General features: G+C 63.1%; 24 protein-coding genes. 11 read left to right on the top strand and 13 right to left on the bottom strand.

Annotated elements, in window-relative coordinates:
* Positions 1 to 76: 76 nt before the first annotated feature.
* On the bottom strand, positions 77 to 1,276 hold the full coding sequence (gene tyrS / locus DN388_RS18960) for a tyrosine--tRNA ligase (protein ID WP_054915947.1): 1,200 nt from the start codon (positions 1,274 to 1,276) through the stop codon (positions 77 to 79).
* A 210-nt stretch (positions 1,277 to 1,486) separates the two neighbouring features.
* On the opposite strand from tyrS, the gene DN388_RS18955 reads away from it, so the two are divergent.
* Together DN388_RS18955 and DN388_RS18950 are read left to right on the top strand one after the other, a co-directional pair.
* On the top strand, positions 1,487 to 2,899 hold the full coding sequence (locus tag DN388_RS18955) for a peptidoglycan DD-metalloendopeptidase family protein (RefSeq protein WP_255001623.1): 1,413 nt from the start codon (positions 1,487 to 1,489) through the stop codon (positions 2,897 to 2,899).
* A 3-nt stretch (positions 2,900 to 2,902) separates the two neighbouring features.
* Complete coding sequence (locus DN388_RS18950; protein ID WP_255001621.1) at positions 2,903 to 3,994, top strand: anhydro-N-acetylmuramic acid kinase; 1,092 nt, start codon at positions 2,903 to 2,905, stop codon at positions 3,992 to 3,994.
* A 55-nt stretch (positions 3,995 to 4,049) separates the two neighbouring features.
* On the opposite strand, the gene erpA is transcribed toward DN388_RS18950, so the two are convergent.
* On the bottom strand, positions 4,050 to 4,400 hold the full coding sequence (gene erpA, locus DN388_RS18945) for an iron-sulfur cluster insertion protein ErpA (protein WP_043859834.1): 351 nt from the start codon (positions 4,398 to 4,400) through the stop codon (positions 4,050 to 4,052).
* Between the two features lie 156 nt (positions 4,401 to 4,556).
* Complete coding sequence (gene argC / locus DN388_RS18940) at positions 4,557 to 5,591, bottom strand: N-acetyl-gamma-glutamyl-phosphate reductase (RefSeq protein ID WP_043859833.1); 1,035 nt, start codon at positions 5,589 to 5,591, stop codon at positions 4,557 to 4,559.
* A 139-nt stretch (positions 5,592 to 5,730) separates the two neighbouring features.
* On the opposite strand from argC, the gene hemJ reads away from it, so the two are divergent.
* The 8 genes from hemJ to DN388_RS18900 all read left to right on the top strand — a co-directional run bounded on the left by hemJ (position 5,731) and on the right by DN388_RS18900 (position 11,084).
* The gene (gene hemJ, locus DN388_RS18935) at positions 5,731 to 6,156 is read left to right on the top strand and encodes a protoporphyrinogen oxidase HemJ (protein ID WP_043859832.1); all 426 of its coding nucleotides are present in this window, start codon (positions 5,731 to 5,733) and stop codon (positions 6,154 to 6,156) included.
* A 22-nt stretch (positions 6,157 to 6,178) separates the two neighbouring features.
* Entirely contained in the window at positions 6,179 to 7,135 is a 957-nt protein-coding gene (locus DN388_RS18930; RefSeq protein WP_196931967.1) for a nitronate monooxygenase family protein, read from the top strand.
* Positions 7,136 to 7,162: 27 nt separating this feature from the next.
* On the top strand, positions 7,163 to 7,624 hold the full coding sequence (locus tag DN388_RS18925; RefSeq protein ID WP_052504188.1) for a DUF805 domain-containing protein: 462 nt from the start codon (positions 7,163 to 7,165) through the stop codon (positions 7,622 to 7,624).
* A 72-nt stretch (positions 7,625 to 7,696) separates the two neighbouring features.
* Positions 7,697 to 8,470 (top strand): SDR family oxidoreductase, encoded by a 774-nt coding sequence (locus tag DN388_RS18920; protein WP_043859830.1) that lies wholly within the window; start codon positions 7,697 to 7,699, stop codon positions 8,468 to 8,470.
* 73 nt (positions 8,471 to 8,543) lie between these two features.
* A complete protein-coding gene (locus tag DN388_RS18915; RefSeq protein ID WP_116052334.1) occupies positions 8,544 to 8,882 on the top strand; it encodes a histidine triad nucleotide-binding protein in 339 nt (112 codons plus the stop codon).
* Between the two features lie 65 nt (positions 8,883 to 8,947).
* Entirely contained in the window at positions 8,948 to 9,595 is a 648-nt protein-coding gene (gene coq7, locus DN388_RS18910) for a 2-polyprenyl-3-methyl-6-methoxy-1,4-benzoquinone monooxygenase (RefSeq protein WP_054915949.1), read from the top strand.
* Positions 9,592 to 10,632, top strand: a complete 1,041-nt coding sequence (locus tag DN388_RS18905; protein ID WP_078480909.1) for a DUF2157 domain-containing protein — start codon at positions 9,592 to 9,594, stop codon at positions 10,630 to 10,632. Before coq7 ends, DN388_RS18905 begins: the two co-directional genes overlap by 4 nt.
* Positions 10,629 to 11,084, top strand: coding sequence for a hypothetical protein (locus DN388_RS18900; RefSeq protein WP_196931968.1), 456 nt, complete (start codon positions 10,629 to 10,631; stop codon positions 11,082 to 11,084). The genes DN388_RS18905 and DN388_RS18900 overlap by 4 nt, the downstream gene beginning before the upstream one ends.
* A 34-nt stretch (positions 11,085 to 11,118) precedes the next feature.
* Here the strand turns inward: DN388_RS18900 and DN388_RS18895 are convergent, their stop codons facing one another.
* A complete protein-coding gene (locus DN388_RS18895) occupies positions 11,119 to 11,541 on the bottom strand; it encodes an OsmC family protein (RefSeq protein WP_043859826.1) in 423 nt (140 codons plus the stop codon).
* Between the two features lie 189 nt (positions 11,542 to 11,730).
* On the opposite strand from DN388_RS18895, the gene crp reads away from it, so the two are divergent.
* Positions 11,731 to 12,375 (top strand): cAMP-activated global transcriptional regulator CRP, encoded by a 645-nt coding sequence (crp, locus tag DN388_RS18890; protein WP_043859825.1) that lies wholly within the window; start codon positions 11,731 to 11,733, stop codon positions 12,373 to 12,375.
* Here crp and DN388_RS18885 read toward each other — a convergent pair.
* The 9 genes from DN388_RS18885 to DN388_RS18845 all read right to left on the bottom strand — a co-directional run bounded on the left by DN388_RS18885 (position 12,372) and on the right by DN388_RS18845 (position 20,965).
* Positions 12,372 to 13,076, bottom strand: coding sequence for a lipoate--protein ligase family protein (locus DN388_RS18885; protein WP_058541841.1), 705 nt, complete (start codon positions 13,074 to 13,076; stop codon positions 12,372 to 12,374). The genes crp and DN388_RS18885 overlap by 4 nt on opposite strands.
* 52 nt (positions 13,077 to 13,128) lie before the next feature.
* Positions 13,129 to 13,965, bottom strand: coding sequence for an indole-3-glycerol phosphate synthase TrpC (gene trpC, locus DN388_RS18880; protein WP_054915953.1), 837 nt, complete (start codon positions 13,963 to 13,965; stop codon positions 13,129 to 13,131).
* Positions 13,962 to 15,011 carry an anthranilate phosphoribosyltransferase gene (gene trpD / locus DN388_RS18875; RefSeq protein WP_078480906.1) on the bottom strand — a complete coding sequence of 350 codons (1,050 nt, stop codon included), beginning with the start codon at positions 15,009 to 15,011 and terminating at the stop codon, positions 13,962 to 13,964. The genes trpC and trpD overlap by 4 nt, the downstream gene beginning before the upstream one ends.
* A 12-nt stretch (positions 15,012 to 15,023) precedes the next feature.
* A complete protein-coding gene (locus DN388_RS18870; RefSeq protein WP_043863771.1) occupies positions 15,024 to 15,617 on the bottom strand; it encodes an aminodeoxychorismate/anthranilate synthase component II in 594 nt (197 codons plus the stop codon).
* Between the two features lie 62 nt (positions 15,618 to 15,679).
* Positions 15,680 to 17,161 (bottom strand): anthranilate synthase component I, encoded by a 1,482-nt coding sequence (gene trpE, locus DN388_RS18865; protein WP_255001611.1) that lies wholly within the window; start codon positions 17,159 to 17,161, stop codon positions 15,680 to 15,682.
* A 70-nt stretch (positions 17,162 to 17,231) separates the two neighbouring features.
* Positions 17,232 to 18,047: a phosphoglycolate phosphatase gene (locus tag DN388_RS18860; RefSeq protein ID WP_043863769.1), complete on the bottom strand. Its 816-nt coding sequence runs from the start codon at positions 18,045 to 18,047 to the stop codon at positions 17,232 to 17,234.
* A complete protein-coding gene (gene rpe / locus DN388_RS18855; RefSeq protein ID WP_043863783.1) occupies positions 18,044 to 18,718 on the bottom strand; it encodes a ribulose-phosphate 3-epimerase in 675 nt (224 codons plus the stop codon). The genes DN388_RS18860 and rpe overlap by 4 nt, the downstream gene beginning before the upstream one ends.
* A 160-nt stretch (positions 18,719 to 18,878) precedes the next feature.
* The gene (locus DN388_RS18850; protein ID WP_043863768.1) at positions 18,879 to 19,706 is read right to left on the bottom strand and encodes an ABC transporter permease; all 828 of its coding nucleotides are present in this window, start codon (positions 19,704 to 19,706) and stop codon (positions 18,879 to 18,881) included.
* Positions 19,707 to 19,717: 11 nt separating this feature from the next.
* A complete protein-coding gene (locus tag DN388_RS18845) occupies positions 19,718 to 20,965 on the bottom strand; it encodes an ABC transporter permease (protein WP_043863767.1) in 1,248 nt (415 codons plus the stop codon).
* Between the last annotated feature and the right edge of the window lie 49 nt (positions 20,966 to 21,014).

Genomic DNA, 21,014 nt, shown 5'->3' with positions numbered 1-21,014 from the left:
CTAATTTGAAACTTTCGCAAAACAAAGCAAACCAGCCCTTCTCTATATAGAAAGGGCGGCTTACGCCGCCCTCTCTTTATTCAGCCTTCAGACTGATACGTGCAAACGCCTTCTTGCCCGCCTGACACACATGGGTGGAGCCCAGCTCGAAGACGAAGCCACGATCAACGACCTCACCATCGACCTTCACGCTTCCTGCCGCCAGCAGATCACGGGCTGCCGCCGAGTTCTTGACCAGGCCCGCCTTGTTCAGCACAGCAGAAATCGGCATGGCCTCGGCAGCCAGCACGTCGATCTGCGGCAGGTCCTCCGGCAGCTCGCCATCCTTCATGCGATTACCCGCTGCGCGATGGGCATTGGCCGCAGCCTCCTCACCATGGAAGCGGGCCACGATCTCTTCAGCCAGCTTGATCTTGATATCCCGCGGGTTGGCACCAGCAGCCACTTCAGCACGGAACCCATCGATCTCTTCCATGGAGCGAAAGCTCAGCAGCTCGAAGTAACGCCACATCAACGTATCAGGGATCGACACCAGCTTGCTGTACATCACCCCTGGCGCTTCCTGGATACCTACATAGTTACCCAGCGACTTGGACATCTTCTTCACGCCATCCAGCCCTTCGAGCAACGGCATGGTGACGATGTTCTGCGCCTCCTGGCCGTAGCCACGCTGCAGCTCGCGCCCCATCAGCAGGTTGAACTTCTGGTCGGTACCGCCCAGCTCGACATCGGCCTTCAGCGCCACCGAGTCATAGCCCTGCACAAGCGGATAGAGGAACTCGTGAATCGCGATCGGCTGGTTGCTGGTATAGCGCTTGTCGAAGTCGTCGCGCTCGAGCATGCGCGCCACAGTGTACTGTGAAGCCAGGCGAATGAAGTCGGCCGGGGTCAGCGCGTCCATCCAGGTAGAGTTGAACGCGACCTCGGTCTTGGCCGGATCAAGAATCTTGAACACCTGCTGCTTGTAGGTCTCGGCGTTCTCCAGCACCTGCTCGCGGGTCAGCGGCGGGCGCGTGGCGCTCTTGCCGCTCGGGTCACCGATCATGCCGGTGAAGTCGCCAATCAGGAAGATCACCTGATGCCCCAGCTCCTGGAACTGGCGCAGCTTGTTAATAAGGACGGTGTGCCCCAGGTGCAGATCCGGCGCAGTCGGGTCGAAACCCGCCTTGATCCGCAGCGGTTGCCCGCGCTTGAGCTTCTCGACCAGTTCGGCCTCGACCAGTACCTCTTCCGCACCACGCTTGATCAGCGCTAGCTGCTCTTCAACCGACTTCATAACAGACCCGCAAGGCTCAGATTCAAAGGGCCCCAACCATACAAGATCAGCCATCAAATACAAGTTTTTGCCCCGGATGTGACCGCACACCCGACTGATGACGTCTGCGCGCTTGCGCTGAAGGGGATTTGGTTATATTTTATACAGTTATTTCATCTTCATCATGTCATTCATCTTTTCCAATCCATCTTTTTCAAAGTCAATCTACCTATGACCAACGAACCGACTAAAGCGCCTCCGCTTTATCCGAAGAGCCACCTGTTGGCCGCCAGCGGTATCGCCGCCCTGCTCAGCCTGGCCTTGCTGGTGTTCCCCTCCAGCGAGGTCGAAGCCAAGAAAACCACCCTTAACCTCGAGCTGGAATCCCCTGCCGAGCAGCTGAAGCAACAGGAAACCACCCAGGCCGACGTCCGCGAAGAAACCACCGCCTCGCCGTTCGCCCAGATTGACACTGCTCCCGCGCCCACCGAAGAAACCGCCAAGACCGAACCCACCCCAACTGCCGAACCCGCCAAGGATCCAAGCCACCGCGAAGTCACCGTGGCCCGTGGCGACACCCTGTCGACACTGTTCGCCAAGGTCGGCCTGCCGGCCAATGTGGTGCACGAGGTGCTTGCCAGCAACAAGCAGGCCAAGCAATTCAGCCAGCTCAAGCATGGCCAGGTACTGGAAATCGAACTGGACAAGGAGGGCCAACTGGCCAGCCTGCATAGCAAGGTCAGCGATCTTGAGACCATCCGCCTGACCAAGGGCGACAAGGGCTATGCCTTCAACCGTGAAATCACCAAGCCAGTGGTTCGCTCGGCCTACGTGCACGGCGTCATCAAGAGTTCGCTGTCGGCTTCCGCGCAGCGTGCCGGCCTGAACCATTCGCTGACCATGGACATGGCCCGCATCTTCGGCTACGACATCGACTTCGCCCAGGACATCCGCCAGGGTGACGAATTCGACGTGATCTACGAACAGAAAGTGGTCAATGGCAAGGTGGTCGGCAACGGCAACATCCTGTCGGCACGCTTCACCAACCGCGGCAAGAGCTTCACTGCGGTGCGCTATACCAACAAGCAGGGCAACACCAGCTACTACACCGCCGACGGCAATAGCATGCGCAAGGCGTTCATTCGTACCCCGGTGGACTTCGCTCGCATCAGCTCGCGCTTCTCGGCAGGTCGCAAGCACCCTATCCTGAACAAGATCCGCGCCCACAAGGGCGTCGACTATGCAGCGCCGCGCGGCACTCCGATCAAGGCCGCCGGTGACGGCAAGGTACTGCTGGCCGGTCGTCGTGGAGGCTATGGCAACACCGTGATCATCAAGCACGGCAATACCTACCAGACCCTGTACGGGCACATGCAGGGCTTCGCCAAGGGCATCAAGACCGGCGGCACGGTCAAGCAGGGCCAGGTGATCGGCTACATCGGCACCACGGGGCTGTCCACCGGGCCGCACCTGCACTACGAGTTCCAGGTCAATGGCGTGCACGTCGACCCGCTCGGACAGAAGCTGCCAATGGCCGATCCGATCGCCAAGGCTGAACGCCAGCGCTTCCTGCAGCAAAGCCAGCCGCTGATGGCGCGCATGGAACAAGAGAAGGCCACCATGCTGGCCTCGGCCAAGCGCTAAGCCATGGCCCTGTATCTGGGAGTGATGTCCGGCACCAGCCTCGATGGCCTGGACATCGCCTTGATCAGACAGGAGCAGCGTCTCACGCTGCTCGCTACCCATTACATTCCGATGCCCCAGGCGCTGCGCGACGACTTGCTCGCGCTGTGCGCCAGCGGCCCCGACGAAATTGCCCGCGCCGCCCTGGCCGAGGCTGCCTGGGTGAGACTGGCCGCCAAGGGCATTCAGCAATTGCTGGCCGAACAGCACCTGCAGCCTGCAGATATCCGCGCTATTGGCAGCCACGGACAGACCATTCGCCACGAGCCTGCCCAGGGCTTCACCGTGCAGATCGGAAACCCGGCGCTGCTGGCAGAGCTGACCGGGATTACAGTGGTCAGCGATTTTCGCCGCCGCGACGTGGCTGCCGGCGGCCAGGGGGCCCCCTTGGTGCCGGCCTTTCACGAAGCGCTGTTCGACAATCAGGGCGAGCGCCTGGCAGTACTCAACGTCGGCGGCTTCAGCAACCTGAGCCTGATCGAGACCGGCAAGCCGGTCAGCGGCTTCGACTGTGGCCCCGGCAACGTATTGCTGGATGCCTGGATCAACGAGAAACAAGGTCACGGCTATGATGCCGACGGCGCCTGGGCGGCCACAGGCCACGTCATCCCCGGGCTGCTCGCCAGCCTGCTCAGCGATCCGTTCTTTGCCGGCACCGGTCCCAAGAGTACCGGCCGCGAGGTGTTCAACCTGACATGGCTGCGCAAGCACCTGGCCGGCCAGCCTCCCGGCAGCGATGCCGACGTGCAGGCCACCCTGCTCGAACTTACCGCCCATAGCATCGTCAGCTCGCTGCAGGCGGCGCAGACAGCCACCCAGGCGCTGCTGGTCTGTGGCGGCGGCGCCCACAACGGCACACTGATGAAGCGTCTGGCCTGCCTGCTGCCCAACGCCCGGGTCAGCAGCACTGCCATCAACGGCGTCGATCCAGACTGGGTGGAAGCCATGGCCTTCGCCTGGCTGGCACACTGCTGCCTGGAGGGCATCGCCGCCAACCGCCCCAGTGTTACTGGCGCCAAGGGCCTGCGCGTTCTGGGCGCGATCTACCCCGCCTGAACGCACACAGCAAAACGCCGCGCAGAGGCGCGGCGTCAGCAGTACTGCCTGTAACTCAGATCGAGAACGAAGAGCCGCAACCGCAGGTGGTGGTGGCGTTCGGGTTCTTGATGACGAAACGCGAACCTTCCAGACCTTCCTGGTAGTCCACTTCCGCGCCCGCCAGGTACTGGAAGCTCATCGGGTCGACCACCAGGGCAACACCCTCGCGCTCGACGATGGTGTCGTCTTCAGCCACATCTTCGTCGAAGGTGAAGCCGTACTGGAAGCCCGAGCAACCGCCACCGGTCACGAACACGCGCAATTTGAGGCGATCATTGCCCTCTTCATCGACCAGGGTCTTCACCTTGTGCGCGGCACCCTGCGTGAATTGCAAAATCGTGGGGGTGAAGGATTCGACGCTCATGCTGACTTTCTCCCGGCGCTGTTGCCGCCTTAATGCGTGATGACGCGCATTATCCGCTTCTCCGAGAAAATCGGTCAACAATAGAAGCAGCGGCAGGCCGCAAGCGACAAGCGGCAAATGCCGCCCTATGCCCGCTTGCAGCCTGCCGGTTGCGCCTTAAGGCAGCAGCCCGGCGTGGGACAGGCCCATACGCTCGTCCAGACCGAACAGAATGTTCAGGTTCTGTACCGCCTGGCCCGAGGCCCCCTTCACGAGGTTGTCGATTACCGACAACACCACCACCAGATCGCCCCCTTGCGGGCGATGCACGGCAATGCGGCATACGTTGGCCCCGCGCACGCTGCGGGTTTCCGGGTGGCTGCCGGCTGGCATCACGTCGACGAACGGCTCATTGGCGTAGCGTTTTTCGAACAGCGCCTGCAGGTCGACCGAGGTGTCGGCGACGGTGGCATACAAGGTCGAATGAATACCGCGGATCATCGGCGTCAGGTGAGGCACGAACGTCAGGCCGACATCACCACCGGCTGCCCGGCGCAGGCCCTGACGGATCTCGGGCAGATGGCGGTGGCCTTTCACCGCGTAGGCTTTCATGCTTTCACCGGCTTCACAGAACAGCGAGCCAACGCTGGCACCGCGGCCCGCACCACTGACCCCAGACTTGCAGTCGGCAATCAGGCGAGAGGCATCAGCAATGCCCGCTTCCAGCAACGGCAGGAACCCCAGCTGGGTCGCGGTGGGGTAGCAACCCGGCACGGCGATCAGGCGGGCGCTGCGGATCTGCTCGCGGTTCACTTCCGGCAGGCCATACACCGCATCCTTGAGCAGCTCTGGCGCGCCGTGGGGCTGGCCGTACCACTGCGCCCACTCATCGGCGTCCTGCAGTCGGAAGTCGGCCGACAGGTCGATGACCTTGGTGCCGGCTGCCAGCAACTCGCCGGCCAGTGCATGGGCCACGCCGTGCGGGGTGGCGAAGAACACCACGTCACAGGCCGCCAGGGTCTTGGTGTCCGGCACGCTGAAAGCCAGGTTGTCGTAGTGGCCACGCAGGTTCGGGTACATCTCGGCCACCGGCAGGCCCGCTTCGGAACGCGAGGTGATGACTGCCACTTCAGCCTGTGGATGCTGTGCCAACAGACGCAGCAGCTCGACACCGGTGTAACCCGTGCCGCCGACGATACCGACCTTGACCATATACCTGCCCCTTTCAACGAACCGACTGGAAAACCACGGATAATATGGGCCCACAGCCTTGGTAACAACCGTTCGGGTGACGCCTGCACACACAAGCCACTACTATCTGACGACCGTGAACCTGAAGGACTACCTAAAAATGCTGTTTCTCTGGATCAAAGCCCTGCACATCGTCAGTGTCGTCTGCTGGTTTGCCGGCCTGTTCTACCTCCCTCGCCTGTTCGTCTATCACGCCCAGAGCCAGGACACCATCAGCCAGGAACGCTTCGTCACCATGGAGCGCAAGCTGTACCGCGGCATCATGGGCCCGGCAATGATCGCGACTTTCGTGTTCGGCATCTGGCTGCTCAGCCTCAACCCCGACTTCCTCAAGCAGGGCTGGATGCACGCCAAGCTGACCCTGATCATTCTGCTGACCGGCTACCATCACATGTGCGGCGCCAACGTGAAGCGCTTCGCGCGCGGCGAAAACACCCGCAGCCATGTGTACTTCCGCTGGTTCAATGAAGTGCCTGTGGTCATCCTGTTGCTCATCGTCATCCTGGTCGTGGTCAAACCGTTCTGATCCTCCACTCCGAGAGCCCGCCATGTCATTGCCCGCCCTGCTTGAACAACGCCTGCGCCTGCCCGTGGTGGTAGCGCCGATGTTCCTGATTTCCAATCCACAGCTGGTCCTGGCCTGCTGCAGCAATGGCGTGGTGGGCAGCTTCCCGGCGCTCAACCAGCGTGACAGTGCCGGCTTCAGGGCCTGGCTGGAGCAGATAGAGGCGGGCCTGGCCGGGCTCGACAACCCCGCGCCCTATGCGGTGAACCTCATCGTGCACCCCAGCAACCCGCGCCTGCAGGCCGATCTTGCGATCTGCATCGAGCACCGCGTGCCCATCGTCATCACCAGCCTGGGTGCGGCAAAGGAAGTGGTCGATGCCGTCCACGGCTATGGCGGCCTGGTGTTCCATGACGTCACCACCCGGCGCCATGCCGAGAAAGCCGCCGAGGCCGGCGTGGACGGCCTGATCGCCGTGGCGGCGGGAGCCGGTGGTCACGCCGGTACGTGGAGTCCTTTTGCCCTGATTGCCGAAATTCGCCAGTTCTTCGACAAGACGCTGCTGCTGGCAGGCTGCCTGAACAGCGGTCACGAAGTTCTGGCCGCGCAACTGCTGGGCGCGGATCTCGCGTACATGGGCACCCACTTCATTGGCAGTACCGAAAGCCAGGCGCCTGACGCCTACAAACAAATGCTGCTGGATGCCAAGGCAGCCGATATCATCCACACCGCCGCAGTGTCCGGGGTGCCGGCCAGCTTCATGCGCCAGAGCCTGGAAAACGCCGGGTTCGACCTCAACGCTCTGGGCAAGTCGGGCGAAAGCCGGCTCAAGCCACTGGATGACGAGGCCAAGGCCTGGAAGACCGTATGGTCCGCCGGCCAGGGCGTCGGCGCCATCGACAGCCTGGGCACGGTTGATCAACTGATCGCTCGACTCGACCACGAATATCGCCAGGCCCAGGCCGCGGCGATCCAGCTGGGCCAGCACCGGCCTGGCTGAACCACTCTCAACGGCAAAGGAAGCCCGATGCGCGACACCTACATCAACCCCCTTCAACTGAACAACGAAAAGCTCAGGGTCATGAGCGTGCGCGGCCGCATTGGCAGGGTGCGGCTACTGGCCTGGAGCCTGGTGCTGATTGGCGCAGTGTTCGGGACAGTGCTGCTGGTTGCACTGATGTCCTCGCTCTCCAAAGACCTGGCCGCCGCCATCGTGCCGATGTTGCTGGCCGCCAAGATCTTCAGCCTGGTGTTCATCGCCCGGCGCATGAACGACCTGGGCTTCAATGGCTGGTACAGCCTGTTGACCCTGATCCCCTACTACATCGGCAACCTGGTTTTCCTGGCCCTGCTGTTGATTCCCGGCAACCCCGCCAGCAATCGTTACGGGCCGCCACCGCCCCCCAACACCAAGGCGGTTATCGTGGTGGCCTCGCTGTGGATACCGTTCATGGCGTGGGGTATCTACATGACTGCCCTCAACGGCTGACCGCAGCCTTTACCTGCTCCAGTCTGTAAACTAGGCGCCAGCCGCACCGCCCCCTGCCGATTGGAGAATTGCATGACCCGTTACGCCATGATCACCGGCGCCTCCAGTGGCCTGGGCCTGGCATTGGCCGAGGCCCTCGCGCGCCGGGGGCGCAACCTGATACTGGTGGCCCGGCAGCGCGATCTGCTGGAAAGCATCGCCCTGGAACTGACCCAGCGCTTCGGCGTGGAAGTGCTACTGCGCGCCTGCGACCTGGGCGAGCCATTGCGCCTGTCCGGCTTTCTGCTGGAGCTCGAGGAAGGCGACAGGCAGATCGACCTGCTGGTCAACTGCGCCGGCATCCGCACCTACGGACACTTCCTGGCCCAGGAATGGGGCGACGAGCAGGACATCATCGAGGTCAACATCCTCGCCCTCACCCGCCTGTGCCATGCGCTGGGCAACGCGATGGCGGTGCAGGGTGGCGGGCAGATCCTCAATGTCGCGTCGCTAGCCGCCTTCGCCCCCGGCCCCTGGATGACCACCTATGCGGCGAGCAAGGCTTATGTGCTGCATTTTTCCGAAGGCCTGCGCGAAGAACTCAAGCAGACTGGTATCAAGGTTTCGGTGTTATGCCCCGGCCCGGTTCGATCGCCGCTGCGGCGCATCCCCCGGCTGGACAACGGCAACCGCTGCATGAGCCCCGAGGAAGTGGCCCTGTACACCGTGCGCGCACTGGAAAAGAACCGCGCACTGATCATCCCCGGTCGGCGCAACCGCTGGCTGGCCGCCAGCCCGCGTTGGCTGTCGCGCTGGCTTGCGCGCAAGCTGGCCGGCGCAATCAACCGGGCCTACTGCCCACGCTGAAGCGAATCGGCACTGGGCGAGCAAGCGGCGCCTGAGTACACTCAAGCCCGAACCCCACCATGGAGCAAGCGTTGTGGAAACTCTGTTCACCAAGATCATCAACCGGGAGATTCCGGCCAGGATCATCTACGAGGACGACCAGGTTCTGGCCTTCCACGATATCGCCCCCCAGGCGCCGGTGCACTTTCTGGTCATCCCGAAAAAGCCGATCCGCACCCTCAACGACCTCACCGAAGAAGACAAGGGTCTGGCCGGTCATATCCTGTTCACCGCCCAGCGACTGGCCCGGGAACTGGGTTGCGAGGAAGGTTTCCGCGTGGTGATGAACTGCAACGAGCAGGGTGGACAGACCGTCTACCACATCCACATGCACGTGCTCGGCCAGCGCCAGATGACCTGGCCGCCGGGCTGATCCAACGCAAGCCCTGTCATCTGGATTGGGTTAAACTGTCGGGCACATTCTTGCGGAGGTGCCCGATGGCTACCGAACGTCACTATTCGCCGCTCGACCGCTTGTTGCTGCAGGCCGATACCGCCATGCGCACCTTGCTCCCCTTCAGCGGCCAACCGTCCCGCCCGTCGCCTGCGATCATCCAGCCAGACGCCGACCTGAGCGACGACCAGACCCGCCACGTCGCCGGCCTGATGCGCATCAACCACACCGGTGAAGTCTGTGCCCAGGCGCTGTACCAGGGCCAGGCCCTGACTGCCAAGCTGCCGCAGGTACGCAAGGCCATGGAACATGCCGCCGAGGAAGAAATCGACCACCTGGCCTGGTGCGAGCAACGCATCCGCCAACTGGGCAGCCACCCGAGCGTTCTCAACCCGCTGTTCTATGGCATGTCGTTCGGCATCGGCGCTGTCGCCGGCCTGATCAGCGACAAGGTCAGCCTCGGTTTCGTCGCGGCCACCGAGCACCAGGTGTGCAAGCACCTGGACGAGCACCTGGAACAGATCCCGGCCGAGGACGAAAAGTCCCGCGCAATCCTCGAACAGATGCGCGTTGATGAAGAGCAGCACGCCGAGTCGGCACTGGATGCCGGCGGCTTTCGCTTCCCCGCACCGGTCAAGTTCGGCATGAGCCTGATGGCCAAGGTCATGACCAAGAGCACCTATCGAATCTGATGGAACACTTCGATGCCAGGGACCTGGCCCGCGCCGTCGATGCCGGCGTACTGAACCCGGGCCAGGACAAGGCCCTGCTTGAATTCCTCAAGCGCCAGCCCGCACAACGGCCCAGTTTCCAGCTGGCCCATGTCGCGTTCTACTTCGGCGCCCTGCTGATCATGGGGGCCATGGGCTGGCTGCTGAGCGAGGCCTGGATGCGCATCGGCGACAGCGCACTGTTGCTGATCGCGTTGGCCTACATGGCGGTGTTGACTGGCGGTGGCCTGGCACTTCAGCGCCGCGGCCAGCGTATTCCTGCCGGTCTGCTGGCAGCGGTGGCGGTCAGCATCGTACCGCTGGCGGTGTTCGCCCTCGAGCGCCTTACCGGCTTCTGGCCCCTGGACGATACCCAGACTCACTACCACAGCTACTACACCTACGTGCAGGGCGGCTGGCTGCTGATGGAAGCGGCCACCGTGATCGCCGGCCTGCTGATGCTGCGCCTGATCCCCTTCCCGTTCATCGTGATGCCCATCGCCGTGGCGCTGTGGTTCATGTCGATGGACCTGACCGAGTGGATCTACGGCGAGCCGTTCAACTGGGCGCAACGCCAGAAGGTTTCGCTATGGTTCGGCCTCGGTCTGTTGCTGGTGTTCCTCGGCATCGATGGCCGAACCCGCGAGGACTATGCGTTCTGGGGTTATCTGGCCGGGCTGCTGGCCTTCTGGGGCGGGCTGACCTCGATGGACAGTGACAGCGAGTTCGGCAAGGCGCTGTACTGCCTGATCAACCTGGGGCTGATGGCGGTCGCCGTGCTGCTGCGCCGGCCATTGTTCATGGTGTTCGGGGCCATGGGCGTTTCGGCCTACCTTGGCTACCTGTCGTATGACGTATTCGCCGACTCGCTGCTGTTCCCGGTAGTGCTGAGCATGATCGGCCTGGGGGTCATCGGCCTTGGCCTGCTCTACCAGAAGCATCGCGAACGTCTGAGTACAAACCTTCGCGCACTGCTGCCGAACGGCCTGCTCGACCTGTTGCCGGGGCTTCGTCGATGAGGGTGCGCCTGCTGCTGATTCGAGCGCTGCAAAGCATGGGGTTGGTGCTGGTGGGCTACCTGTTCATCTTGGCGATGACCGCAAGCCTGCGCGAAACGCCCTTCAGCATGTCGCTGCCCTATCTGGGCGATTCCGACAACAGCGCGCTGGATCTGGCGCTGTTCTGTGTACCCGGAATGCTGCTGTTCGTGTTGCTGGGCAGCATCATCCGCCGGCGCCGCGTATTGGGCGGCGTGTTTGCTGCCGTTGCGGCCGTCAGTGCCTGGCTGCTGTGCGAGTTGTTCTCCACCGCGTTCGGCAATACCTGGAGCACAAGCGAAGTACTCGGGCTGCTGGTGCTGAACCTGCACTGGTGGTTGCTGGCGCTGGTACCGGGGCTGATGCTGCTGTTTGCGCTGGAGCGCTTCGCCAGCAAGGCTGGCTCCTACAAGGGAAGCGGCATCCGCCTGTAGCAGCCCGCGTTACCGGCGAATGGCCACGCGACGATCAACCCAGCTCGACAATCTCGTAGGCGTGAGTGATCTCGACCCCGGCGCGCCCCAGCATGATCGATGCCGAGCAGTACTTCTCGGCCGACAACTCCACCGCGCGCTTGACCTGGGCCTCCTTCAGGCCGCGGCCCTTGACCACAAAGCGCAGATGAATCTTTGTGAACACCTTGGGGTCCTCGTCAGCCCGCTCGGCCTCGAGAAACGCCTCGCAGCTCTCTACCGCCTGGCGCGATTTCTTCAGAATGCTCACCACGTCGAAATTGCTGCAGCCACCCAGGCCCAGCAGGAGCATCTCCATCGGCCGCACGCCCAGGTTGCGCCCACCACTCTCGGGTGGACCATCCATGACCACTACATGGCCACTGCCCGATTCGCCAAGAAACATGGCTTCGCCTGCCCACTGGATACGCGCCTTCATCACCCGGATTCCCTTGCTTTGAAAAAGGCTGTCAGCTTAGACCTTGCGCGCACGTGCGAAAAGGCTAAGCGTTCGAGTAAATATGCCGATACACCTACAGGCGTCTGATAAGCTGGCGCCAAACTGCTGGCACCTGCGCCCAGCGGTCGACAAGAATGCCCACGCGTCGCGTCTTTCCAGGATTCAGCCATGGTTGCAACAACCCTTCCAGCCAAGATCAAGAACATCGACAAGTTGCTCGCCCACTGCCAGCGTCGCCGCTTTGCAGCCAAGAACAACATCATCTGCGCTGGTGATCGGGCCGATACCCTGTCGTTCATCGTCAAGGGCTCGGTGACCATCCTGATCGAGGACGAGGAAGGCCGCGAGATGATCATCGCCTACCTCAACAGTGGCGATTTTTTCGGTGAGCTGGGCCTGTTCGAACCCATCGGCAAGGAACACCAGCGCAGCGCCTGGGTACGTGCCAAGACCGAATGCGAAGTGGCTGAAATCAGCTACGAGAAATTCCGTGAACTGGCCCGCCAGGACCAGGACATCCTTTACGCCCTGGGCAGCCAGATGGCCCAGCGCCTGCGCAACACCACGCAGAAGGTCGGCGACCTGGCGTTTTTCGACGTGACCGGTCGGGTGGCCCGCTGCCTGCTGGAGCTGTGCAAGCAGCCCGATGCCATGACCCACCCCGACGGCATGCAGATCAAGATCACCCGCCAGGAAATCGGCCGCATCGTCGGCTGCTCGCGAGAGATGGTCGGCCGCGTGCTCAAGGACCTCGAAGAACGTAACCTGGTGCATGTCAAAGGCAAGACCATGGTGGTCTTCGGCACCCGTTAATCGCGCTCGATCGCCGCGATCACCTGCGAGTAGGCCTGTTCCAGGCGCGCCAGCAGCGGTGCCTGGGGCACCACTTCATGCAGGGCGATATGACTGTCGGCGCGGCAGCGCTGCTCAAGCTCGCAACATTCATTGAAGCGATTGACTGCCGCCACCATCGACTCGCGCTCGTTGTCCAGCAGCAAGGCGCCATGCACCAGCACCACCGGGCGCTTGCCGCCCAGGCCCTGACGCCAGCGCTGCGCCGTGCCGACCAGCTTGCGACCATTGAGGTTGACGTTGTAGCGCCCATCGCAGAACGCCCCCTCGATCTCCCCCACCGACGCCAGCCCGCCCCATTCGCGCAGCACCTCGCAAAGCGGCAGGCACAGCCGCTCGTAGGCCTTCTCGATACGACCGTGATCACCCTCGCTGCGCGGCGCCACATACACCAACGCGATATTGATTGTCGCAGCCGACTGCGGCACTGGCTCACCGCCGGTCTCGCGCAGCAGCACCGGCCAGCCGGCAACGGCCAATTCGGTGCAGGCGGCCTCGAAACCTTCCAGCCGGCTCATGCGCCGCGGCATCACCAGCGCGCGGTCCGTCGGCTGCCAGAACAGCAGGCCATGTTGCTTTTCGCCCTTGCACACAGCCGCCAGCAGGTCCTGCTCGGCCTGCAGGCCCGCCTCCACCGTCACCGCAACAGCTTGTTCAGTCATCACACCCACCTTATCGATACAAAAAAGCCGGCAACGCCGGCTTCAGTGTGGATCAGTCCAGGCCTTGCGCCGGGTTGTGCACCACGCGCTCGGGGAAGAACAGGCGCTGCAGTTCCAGCCCCGGGTGCTCGGCACGCATGAACGCTTCGCCCACCAGGAACGAGTAGACCTCGTTGATCTCCATCAGCTCGACGTCTGCCCGGTTGAAAATGCCACTTTCGGTGATCGCCAGGCGATCACGCGGGATGCGCGGCAGCAGGTCGAGGGTGGTTTCCAGGCTCACCTCGAAGGTGTGCAGGTTGCGGTTGTTCACGCCCACCAGCGGTGTATCCAGGGTTTTCAGCGCACGCTCCAGCTCGTCGCCGTCGTGCACTTCGACCAATACATCCAGCCCTACGCTCTTCGCCGTGGCCGCCAGCTCGGCCATCTTCACGTCATCCAGTGCCGAGACGATCAGCAGCACGCAATCGGCACCCAGCGCACGGGCCTCGACGATCTGATAAGGATCGATCATGAAGTCCTTGCGGATCACCGGCAACGTGCACGCGGCGCGCGCCTGCTGCAGGTATGCATCGGCGCCCTGGAAGTAATCGATATCGGTAAGCACCGACAGGCAGGTGGCCCCGCCCTTTTCATAACTGACGGCAATGTCGGCCGGCACGAAGTCTTCGCGAATCACGCCCTTGCTCGGCGATGCCTTCTTGATCTCGGCGATCACTGCCGGCTGCTTGCGCTTTGCCTGCTCGATCAGCGCATTGGCGAACCCGCGCGGCGCATCGGCGACGGCCGCCAGGCGCTCGAGTTCAGCCAGGCTGACGCGGGCACTGCGCTCGGCCACTTCCTGAACCTTGCGCGCCAGGATGTTTTCCAGAACCGTCGGTACGCTCACTCTTCATTCTCCTGCTTGAATACCGCGGTAAAGGCGCCCAGCTCTTCGAGCTTTTCTCGCGCCAGCCCGGTGTGCAGTGCATCATGGGCCAGCTCGACGCCTTGCTTTAGGCTCATGGCATGGTCGGCGGCATACAGCGCAGCGCCGGCATTGAGCACGATCATTTCTGCCGCCTTCTGACCGTTTTCAGTCTTGCGGCGCCCCAGGGCATCGCGAATCAACTCCAGCGACGCGACCGGGCTGTCTACCGCCAGGCCGTGCAGGCTCTGGCTCTTCATGCCCAGGTCTTCGGGCTCTACCCAGTATTCGGTGATTTCGCCGTTCTTCAGTTCCGCAACGAAGGTCGGCGCGGCCAGGCTGAATTCGTCCAGGCCGTCCTTGGAGTGCACCACCAGCACATGCTTGCTGCCCAGGCGTTGCAGCACCTCGGCCAGCGGCCGGCACAATGCCTGGGTGAACACGCCGACCACCTGGTGCCTGACCCCGGCCGGATTCGTAAGCGGGCCGAGCATGTTGAACAGCGTGCGCAGCCCCAGGTCACGACGCGGGGCGGCGGCATATTTCATCGCCTTGTGGTGGGTCTGGGCGAACATGAAGCCGATACCGACACTGTCGATGCAACGCGCGACCTGCACCGGCGTCAGGTTCAGGTAGATACCGGCGGCCTCGAGCAGGTCGGCGCTGCCGCTCTTGCCCGATACCGCACGGTTGCCGTGCTTGGCCACAGTGCAGCCGGCAGCGGCCACGACAAATGCCGAGGCAGTGGAAACGTTGAAGATATTGGCGCCGTCGCCACCGGTACCGACCACATCGACCACCTGGTCCAGGGTCTGCAGTTGTACCTGGTCAGCCAGCTCGCGCATCACCGATACCGCACCGACGATCTCGTCGATGCTTTCGCTCTTCATGCGCATGCCCATCATGAAGGCGCCGATCTGCGCCTCGCTGCACTGGCCAGTCATGATCTCGCGCATCACATCGCGCATTTCCTCGGTGCTCAGGTCCAGGTGACCGACGATGCGGCCCAGCGCGCTCTTGATATCCATGGTGTCAAATCCTTAACGGCGGCCGCCGGTCTGCTTGAGGAAGTTGGCGAACAGCTCGTGGCCCTGCTCGGTGAGGATCGACTCGGGGTGGAACTGCACCCCTTCGATGTTCAGTGTCTTGTGACGCAGGCCCATGATCTCGTCGACCGAGCCGTCGTCCAGGGTGGTCCAGGCAGTCACTTCCAGGCACTCGGGCAGCGTTTCGCGCTTGACCACCAGGGAATGGTAGCGGGTCACCGTCAACGGGTTGTTCAAGCCTGCGAACACACCCTGGTCGATGTGCGACACGGGGCTGGTCTTGCCGTGCATCACCTGGCGCGCCCGTACCACATCACCGCCAAAGGCCTGGCCGATGGACTGGTGGCCCAGGCACACGCCCAGGATCGGCAGCTTGCCGGCAAAGTGCAGGATGGCTTGGAGCGATACACCGGCCTCGGTCGGGGTGCACGGGCCAGGGGACACCACAATGCGCTCGGGCTGCAGTGCCTCGATCTGGGCGATGGTCAGTTCGTCATTGCGAATGACCTTGACCTCTGCACCCAGCTCGCCGAAGTACTGCACGACGTTGTAGGTGAAGGAGTCGTAGTTGTCGATCATCAGTAACATCTGGGTCAACCTCTTGAGTCTGGCGACTCTGAATTCTGTGTTGCGCCGCAGCGGCGCCCTTCTCAGCTGAGCGGTGTCTGTTCAGCCAAGGCTACCGCGCGGAACATCGCCCGACGCTTGTTGATGGTTTCTTCCCACTCCAGCGCCGGCACCGAGTCGGCGACGATGCCGCCACCGGCCTGCACATGCAGCTCACCGTCCTTGATCACGGCGGTGCGGATGGCAATGGCGGTATCCATGTTGCCGTTCCAGGCCAGGTAGCCGACGGCGCCGCCGTACACGCCACGCTTGACCGGCTCCAGCTCGTCGATGATTTCCATGGCGCGGATCTTCGGCGCCCCCGACAGGGTACCGGCGGGCAGAATGGCGCGCAGCGCGTCCATCGCGCTCAGGCCCTGCTTGAGCTGGCCGGTGACGTTGGACACGATGTGCATCACGTTGGAGTAACGCTCGATCACCATCTTCTCGGTGACCTTGACCGACCCGGTCTCGGAAACGCGACCGGTGTCGTTGCGGCCCAGGTCGATCAGCATCAGGTGCTCGGCGATCTCCTTGGCGTCCGACAGCAGGTCCTGCTCCAGCGCTCGGTCGGCCTCCTCGTTGGCACCACGCGGCCGGGTGCCGGCGATCGGGCGCACGGTGACCAGGTTGTCTTCGACCCGCACCAGCACTTCCGGCGAGCTGCCCACCACATGGAAGTCGCCGAAGTTGAAGAAGTACATGTACGGCGTGGGGTTGAAGCAGCGCAACGCGCGGTACAGGTCGATGGGCGCGGCCTTGAAGTCGATGGACATGCGCTGCGAGGGCACCACCTGCATGCAGTCGCCGGCCAGGATGTACTCCTTGACGGTATCGACGGCGCGTTCGTAGTCGGCCTGGGTGAAGCTTGAACGAAACTCCGGCTCAGCAGCCAGAGGGCCGCCCAGGGCCAGGCCGCGACGCGGGGCGATCGGCTGGCGCAGTTGTTCGAGCAGTTCTTCAAGACGCGCCAGGCCATTTTCGTAGGCGTTTTCCTGGGCGGGGTCGGCCAGCACGATGGCGTGCATCTTGCCGGCCAGGTTGTCGAACACCACCACGGCGTCCGACACCATCAGCAGGATGTCCGGCACGCCCAGCGGATCGGGATTAGGGCACTTGCCCAGACGCTTCTCTACATAGCGCACGCAGTCGTAGCCGAAATACCCCACCAGGCCACCGTTGAAGCGCGGCAGGCCGTCGATGGTCGGTACGTTGTAGCGTTCCTTGAACGTCTCGACGAAGGCCAGCGGGTCTTCGACTTCATGCTGTTCGATCTCGACACCGTCATGGGTGATGCGCACCTGATGGTCATGCACGCGCAACACGGTGCGACATGGCAGGCCGATGATCGAATAACGCCCCCACTTCTCGCCGCCCTGCACCGATTCGAGCAGGTAGGAGTTGGGCTGGTCGGCCAGTTTCAGGTAGATCGACAGCGGCGTGTCGAAGTCGGCCAGGGTTTCGCAGGCCAGGGGAATGCGGTTGTAGCCGGCAGCGGCCAGGCGCAGGAATTCTTCGCGGGTCATGATAGCCTCGTGGCAATGGGGCAATAGGTCGTACAGGCAAACGCGCCGGATCAGGCCGGCCAGAAAAAAGTCAGGCGCGCCAACGCCAACGGGCCAGGGCCTTGATGACTTTCATCCAGAGTTTGCCGGGTGCCACCACGATGGAATCTCTATCAGGGGGGGATTGATCGTCCGACATTAGCTCAGTGGCCGAATCTAAGCAACCAGGCAGCAGCGCGCGCAGGTCATCGATCACCAGCGCGGGCGACTCCTCGCTGATCGGGCGGCCATGGTTGTAGCCGTAGCTGAGCGCCACGCATTGCACCCCTGCCGCCCGGGACGCCAGCACATCACTGCGCGAGTCGCCCACGAACAGCGCCTGGGCCGGCGCCACGTTGGCCATCTGCATCACGAACAGCAGTGCGGCGGGGTCGGGTTTCTTCTGCGGCAGGGTGTCGCCGCCGATGATCCAGCGAAAGTATCGCCCGATCTTCATCTGGTCCAGCAAGGGAGCGACGAAGCGCTCCGGCTTGTTGGTGATCAGGGCCATTTCCACGCCCTGCTTGTGCAGCCACTTGAGGGTGTCACGCACGCCGGGGTAGACCACCGTCAATTCATGGTTGTCGGCATAGGCCTGCATGAACAGCTCGAGCCCGCGCGCGGCCTCATCGTCGTCCACCCCGGCATGCTCGATGCTGCCGGCCAGGGCGCGGCGCACCAGCACCTGCACGCCATTACCGACCCATTCGCGCACGGCGGCGACACCGGCGGGCTGGCGCCCCATTTCGAGCAGCATGTGATCCACGGCGGCCGCCAGGTCCGGCACCGAATCGATCAGGGTGCCATCCAGGTCGAACATCACCAGCTTGGGCAGGCCCCCGGGGAACAGCTGCTCGAAGCCGCTCATGGGCGGGCCAGGGCCAGTTCGGCGTGCATCCTGGCGATCACCTCTTTGTAGTCCGGGGCATTGAAGATCGCCGAGCCGGCCACGAAGGTGTCGGCGCCAGCAGCGGCGATTTCACGGATATTGTTGACGTTGACCCCACCGTCGATCTCCAGGCGGATATCACGCCCGCTGGCATCGATCAGCGCGCGGGCTTCGCGCAGCTTGTCGAGGGTGGCCGGAATGAACTTCTGGCCGCCAAAGCCCGGGTTGACGCTCATGAGCAGGATCATGTCGACCTTGTCCATCACGTACTTGAGCGCATCCAGCGAGGCAGCCGGGTTGAACACAAGGCCCGCCTTGCAGCCGCCGTCACGGATCAGCTGCAGCGAACGATCGACGTGCAGGGTGGCGTCGGGGTGGAAGGTGATGTAGGTGGCGCCGGCTTCGATGAAGTCGCCGATGATGCGGTCCACCGGGGTGACCATCAGGTGTGCGTCGATCGGCGCGGTCACGCCGTACTTGCGCAGGGCGCTGCACACCATCGGACCGATGGTCAGGTTGGGAACGTAGTGGTTGTCCATCACGTCGAAGTGGACGATGTCGGCGCCGGCTTCGAGCACCTTGTCGACTTCTTCGCCCAGGCGGGCAAAGTCGGCTGAGAGGATGGAGGGGGCAATAGCGTAGGGCTGCATGGCGCACCTGTTGGGCAGAATCACGGTGGCGCGCATTGTACCTCAGGCAAACCGTCAGGGGCTGACTGGCATCAAGCCTGGATCAGGATCGGTGGTGCCCACTTCGCCGGCAAGGCCGGCTCCTACAGGAGCCAGCCCTGCCGGCGAAGGGTCGTCTGTTTCAGCCCGGCTGTTGGGTACGCAGCTTCTCGCCACGCCCGCGCAGCCATTCCAGGGTCAGCAACAGCACCACCGAGAACGCGATCAGCAAGGTCGCCGCTGCAGCAATGGTCGGGCTCAGGTTCTCGCGGATACCGCTGAACATCTGGCGTGGCAGCGTGGCCTGCTCCGGCCCGGCGAGGAACAGCGTCACCACCACCTCGTCGAACGATGTCGCGAAGGCGAACAGGGCCCCCGAGATCACACCCGGGGCGATCAGCGGCAGGGTCACCCGGCGGAACGTGGTGACCGGCGAGGCGCCCAGGCTGGCCGCAGCCCGTACCAGGTTGTGGTTGAAGCCTTGCAGGGTGGCCGACACCGTGATGATCACGAACGGTACACCCAGCACCGCATGCACCAGAATCAGCGAGGTGAAGCTGTTGCCCAGGCCCAGCGGGGCGAAGAACAGGTAGCTGGCCACACCGATGATCACCACCGGTACTACCATCGGCGAGATCACCAGCGCCATCACCAGCGATTTGCCGGGGAAGTCGCCACGGGTCAAGCCGATCGAGGCCAGGGTGCCGAACACCATCGCCAGCAGCGTCGCGGCCGGGGCCACGATGATGCTGTTCTTGAGGGCGCGCATCCACTCGGCCGAACCGAAGAAGTCTTGGTACCACTGCAGCGAGAAGCCTTGCAGCGGATACACCAGGAAGCTCCCCGAGTTGAACGACAACGGGATGATCACCAGTACCGGCAACACCAGGAACAGCAGCACCAGCCCGCAAAGGATGCGCAAACTGTAGTACCAGACCCGTTCGACGGGCGACATGTAAGGGCTCAGCATGACAACGCTCCTCAGCTCAGACGCAGGCGGCTTGCGCCAACCAGCCAGCTATAGATCAGGTACAACAGCACGGTGGCCAGCAACAGCAACCCGCCCAGCGCGGTGGCCATGCCCCAGTTGATGCTGGTGTTGGTGTAGAAGGCGACAAAGTAGCTGACCATCTGGTCGTTCGGGCTGCCCAGCAGTGCCGGGGTGATGTAGTAGCCGATCGCCAGGATGAACACCAGCAGGCAACCTGCGCCGACGCCGGCATAGGTCTGCGGCAGGTACACCCGCCAGAAGCTGGCGAACGGATGGCAACCCAGGGAGATCGCCGCACGCATGTAGGTCGGGGAAATGCCCTTCATCACGCTGTAGATCGGCAAAATCATGAACGGCAGCAGAATGTGGACCATCGAGATGTAGACGCCGGTACGGTTGAACACCAGTTCCATCGGCTTGTCGATCAGCCCCAGCGCCATCAGGCCGCTGTTGATCAGCCCCCCGGACTGGAGCAGCACGATCCACGCCGCCACCCGCACCAGGATCGAGGTCCAGAACGGCAGCAACACCAGGATCATCAGCAGGTTGCTCTGCCGGGTCGGCAGGTTGGCCAGCAGGTAGGCCAGCGGGTACGCCAACGCCAGGCAGATGACGGTGATCACCAGGCCCATCCACAGGGTGCGGGCAAAGATGTCGAGGTAGATGGCCTGGTCCGGGGTGGTCGGCGCCAGCTCGCCCAGGTCATCGATACGGTGGTCCACCGAGGCCAGCAGGTAGAACGGCGTCACGCTGCTGGTGTTGCGGCGGATCGCCTGCCAGTAGGCCGGGTCGCCCCAACGCTCGTCCAGCTCCTGCAACGCATCCTTGTAGGATTGCGGCTCGGTCTTGAACGGCAGGGCCCGGGCAGTCTTGGCCAGCAGGCTGCGGTAGCCGGCCAGCTCCATGTTCAGACGCTTGGAAACATCGCCCAGGGTCTGGTTCTTGCGCGATTCGGCGAGGTCTTCGCTGAGGGCCTTGTACACGTCCTCGCCAGGCAGGCTCTTGCCGTCCCATTCAGCCACCGCGGCGACGGTGCGCGGCAAGCCGCCAACCACCTCGGGGTTGCCGACGCTCTTGTACAGCAGCGCGGCGATCGGCACGATGAAAACCAGCAGCAGAAACACTGCCAGCGGTGCGATCAATGCTTTTGCCTTCCAGCGGTTGACGCGTTCAGCACGCGCCAGGCGCTTCTTGAGGTTGGAACCTGCGCCTTCGTTCAGGGGCACTGCGATGGCCATAGCGAACTCCGAAAATCTTGGAAACAAGAGGCGTCAGCACGATGCCGAC

It is taken from the genome of Pseudomonas sp. S12(2018), assembly GCF_024355235.1.
Classification (GTDB): Bacteria; Pseudomonadota; Gammaproteobacteria; order Pseudomonadales; family Pseudomonadaceae; genus Aquipseudomonas; species Aquipseudomonas palmensis.
The sequence above is the reverse complement of the archived record's forward strand: the minus strand, read 5'-3'. Positions and strand labels throughout refer to the sequence as shown.

Excerpts from the sequence above, each read along its gene's own strand:
- tyrS (WP_054915947.1), bottom strand. The coding sequence starts at position 1,276 with ATGAAGTCGGTTGAAGAGCAGCTAGCGCTGATCAAGCGTGGTGCGGAA.
- DN388_RS18955 (WP_255001623.1), top strand. The coding sequence starts at position 1,487 with ATGACCAACGAACCGACTAAAGCGCCTCCGCTTTATCCGAAGAGCCAC.
- DN388_RS18950 (WP_255001621.1), top strand. The coding sequence starts at position 2,903 with ATGGCCCTGTATCTGGGAGTGATGTCCGGCACCAGCCTCGATGGCCTG.
- erpA (WP_043859834.1), bottom strand. The coding sequence starts at position 4,400 with ATGAGCGTCGAATCCTTCACCCCCACGATTTTGCAATTCACGCAGGGT.
- argC (WP_043859833.1), bottom strand. The coding sequence starts at position 5,591 with ATGGTCAAGGTCGGTATCGTCGGCGGCACGGGTTACACCGGTGTCGAG.
- hemJ (WP_043859832.1), top strand. The coding sequence starts at position 5,731 with ATGCTGTTTCTCTGGATCAAAGCCCTGCACATCGTCAGTGTCGTCTGC.
- DN388_RS18930 (WP_196931967.1), top strand. The coding sequence starts at position 6,179 with ATGTCATTGCCCGCCCTGCTTGAACAACGCCTGCGCCTGCCCGTGGTG.
- DN388_RS18925 (WP_052504188.1), top strand. The coding sequence starts at position 7,163 with ATGCGCGACACCTACATCAACCCCCTTCAACTGAACAACGAAAAGCTC.
- DN388_RS18920 (WP_043859830.1), top strand. The coding sequence starts at position 7,697 with ATGACCCGTTACGCCATGATCACCGGCGCCTCCAGTGGCCTGGGCCTG.
- coq7 (WP_054915949.1), top strand. The coding sequence starts at position 8,948 with ATGGCTACCGAACGTCACTATTCGCCGCTCGACCGCTTGTTGCTGCAG.
- DN388_RS18900 (WP_196931968.1), top strand. The coding sequence starts at position 10,629 with ATGAGGGTGCGCCTGCTGCTGATTCGAGCGCTGCAAAGCATGGGGTTG.
- DN388_RS18895 (WP_043859826.1), bottom strand. The coding sequence starts at position 11,541 with ATGAAGGCGCGTATCCAGTGGGCAGGCGAAGCCATGTTTCTTGGCGAA.
- crp (WP_043859825.1), top strand. The coding sequence starts at position 11,731 with ATGGTTGCAACAACCCTTCCAGCCAAGATCAAGAACATCGACAAGTTG.
- DN388_RS18885 (WP_058541841.1), bottom strand. The coding sequence starts at position 13,076 with ATGACTGAACAAGCTGTTGCGGTGACGGTGGAGGCGGGCCTGCAGGCC.
- trpD (WP_078480906.1), bottom strand. The coding sequence starts at position 15,011 with ATGGATATCAAGAGCGCGCTGGGCCGCATCGTCGGTCACCTGGACCTG.
- DN388_RS18870 (WP_043863771.1), bottom strand. The coding sequence starts at position 15,617 with ATGTTACTGATGATCGACAACTACGACTCCTTCACCTACAACGTCGTG.
- trpE (WP_255001611.1), bottom strand. The coding sequence starts at position 17,161 with ATGACCCGCGAAGAATTCCTGCGCCTGGCCGCTGCCGGCTACAACCGC.
- DN388_RS18860 (WP_043863769.1), bottom strand. The coding sequence starts at position 18,047 with ATGAGCGGCTTCGAGCAGCTGTTCCCCGGGGGCCTGCCCAAGCTGGTG.
- rpe (WP_043863783.1), bottom strand. The coding sequence starts at position 18,718 with ATGCAGCCCTACGCTATTGCCCCCTCCATCCTCTCAGCCGACTTTGCC.
- DN388_RS18850 (WP_043863768.1), bottom strand. The coding sequence starts at position 19,706 with ATGCTGAGCCCTTACATGTCGCCCGTCGAACGGGTCTGGTACTACAGT.
- DN388_RS18845 (WP_043863767.1), bottom strand. The coding sequence starts at position 20,965 with ATGGCCATCGCAGTGCCCCTGAACGAAGGCGCAGGTTCCAACCTCAAG.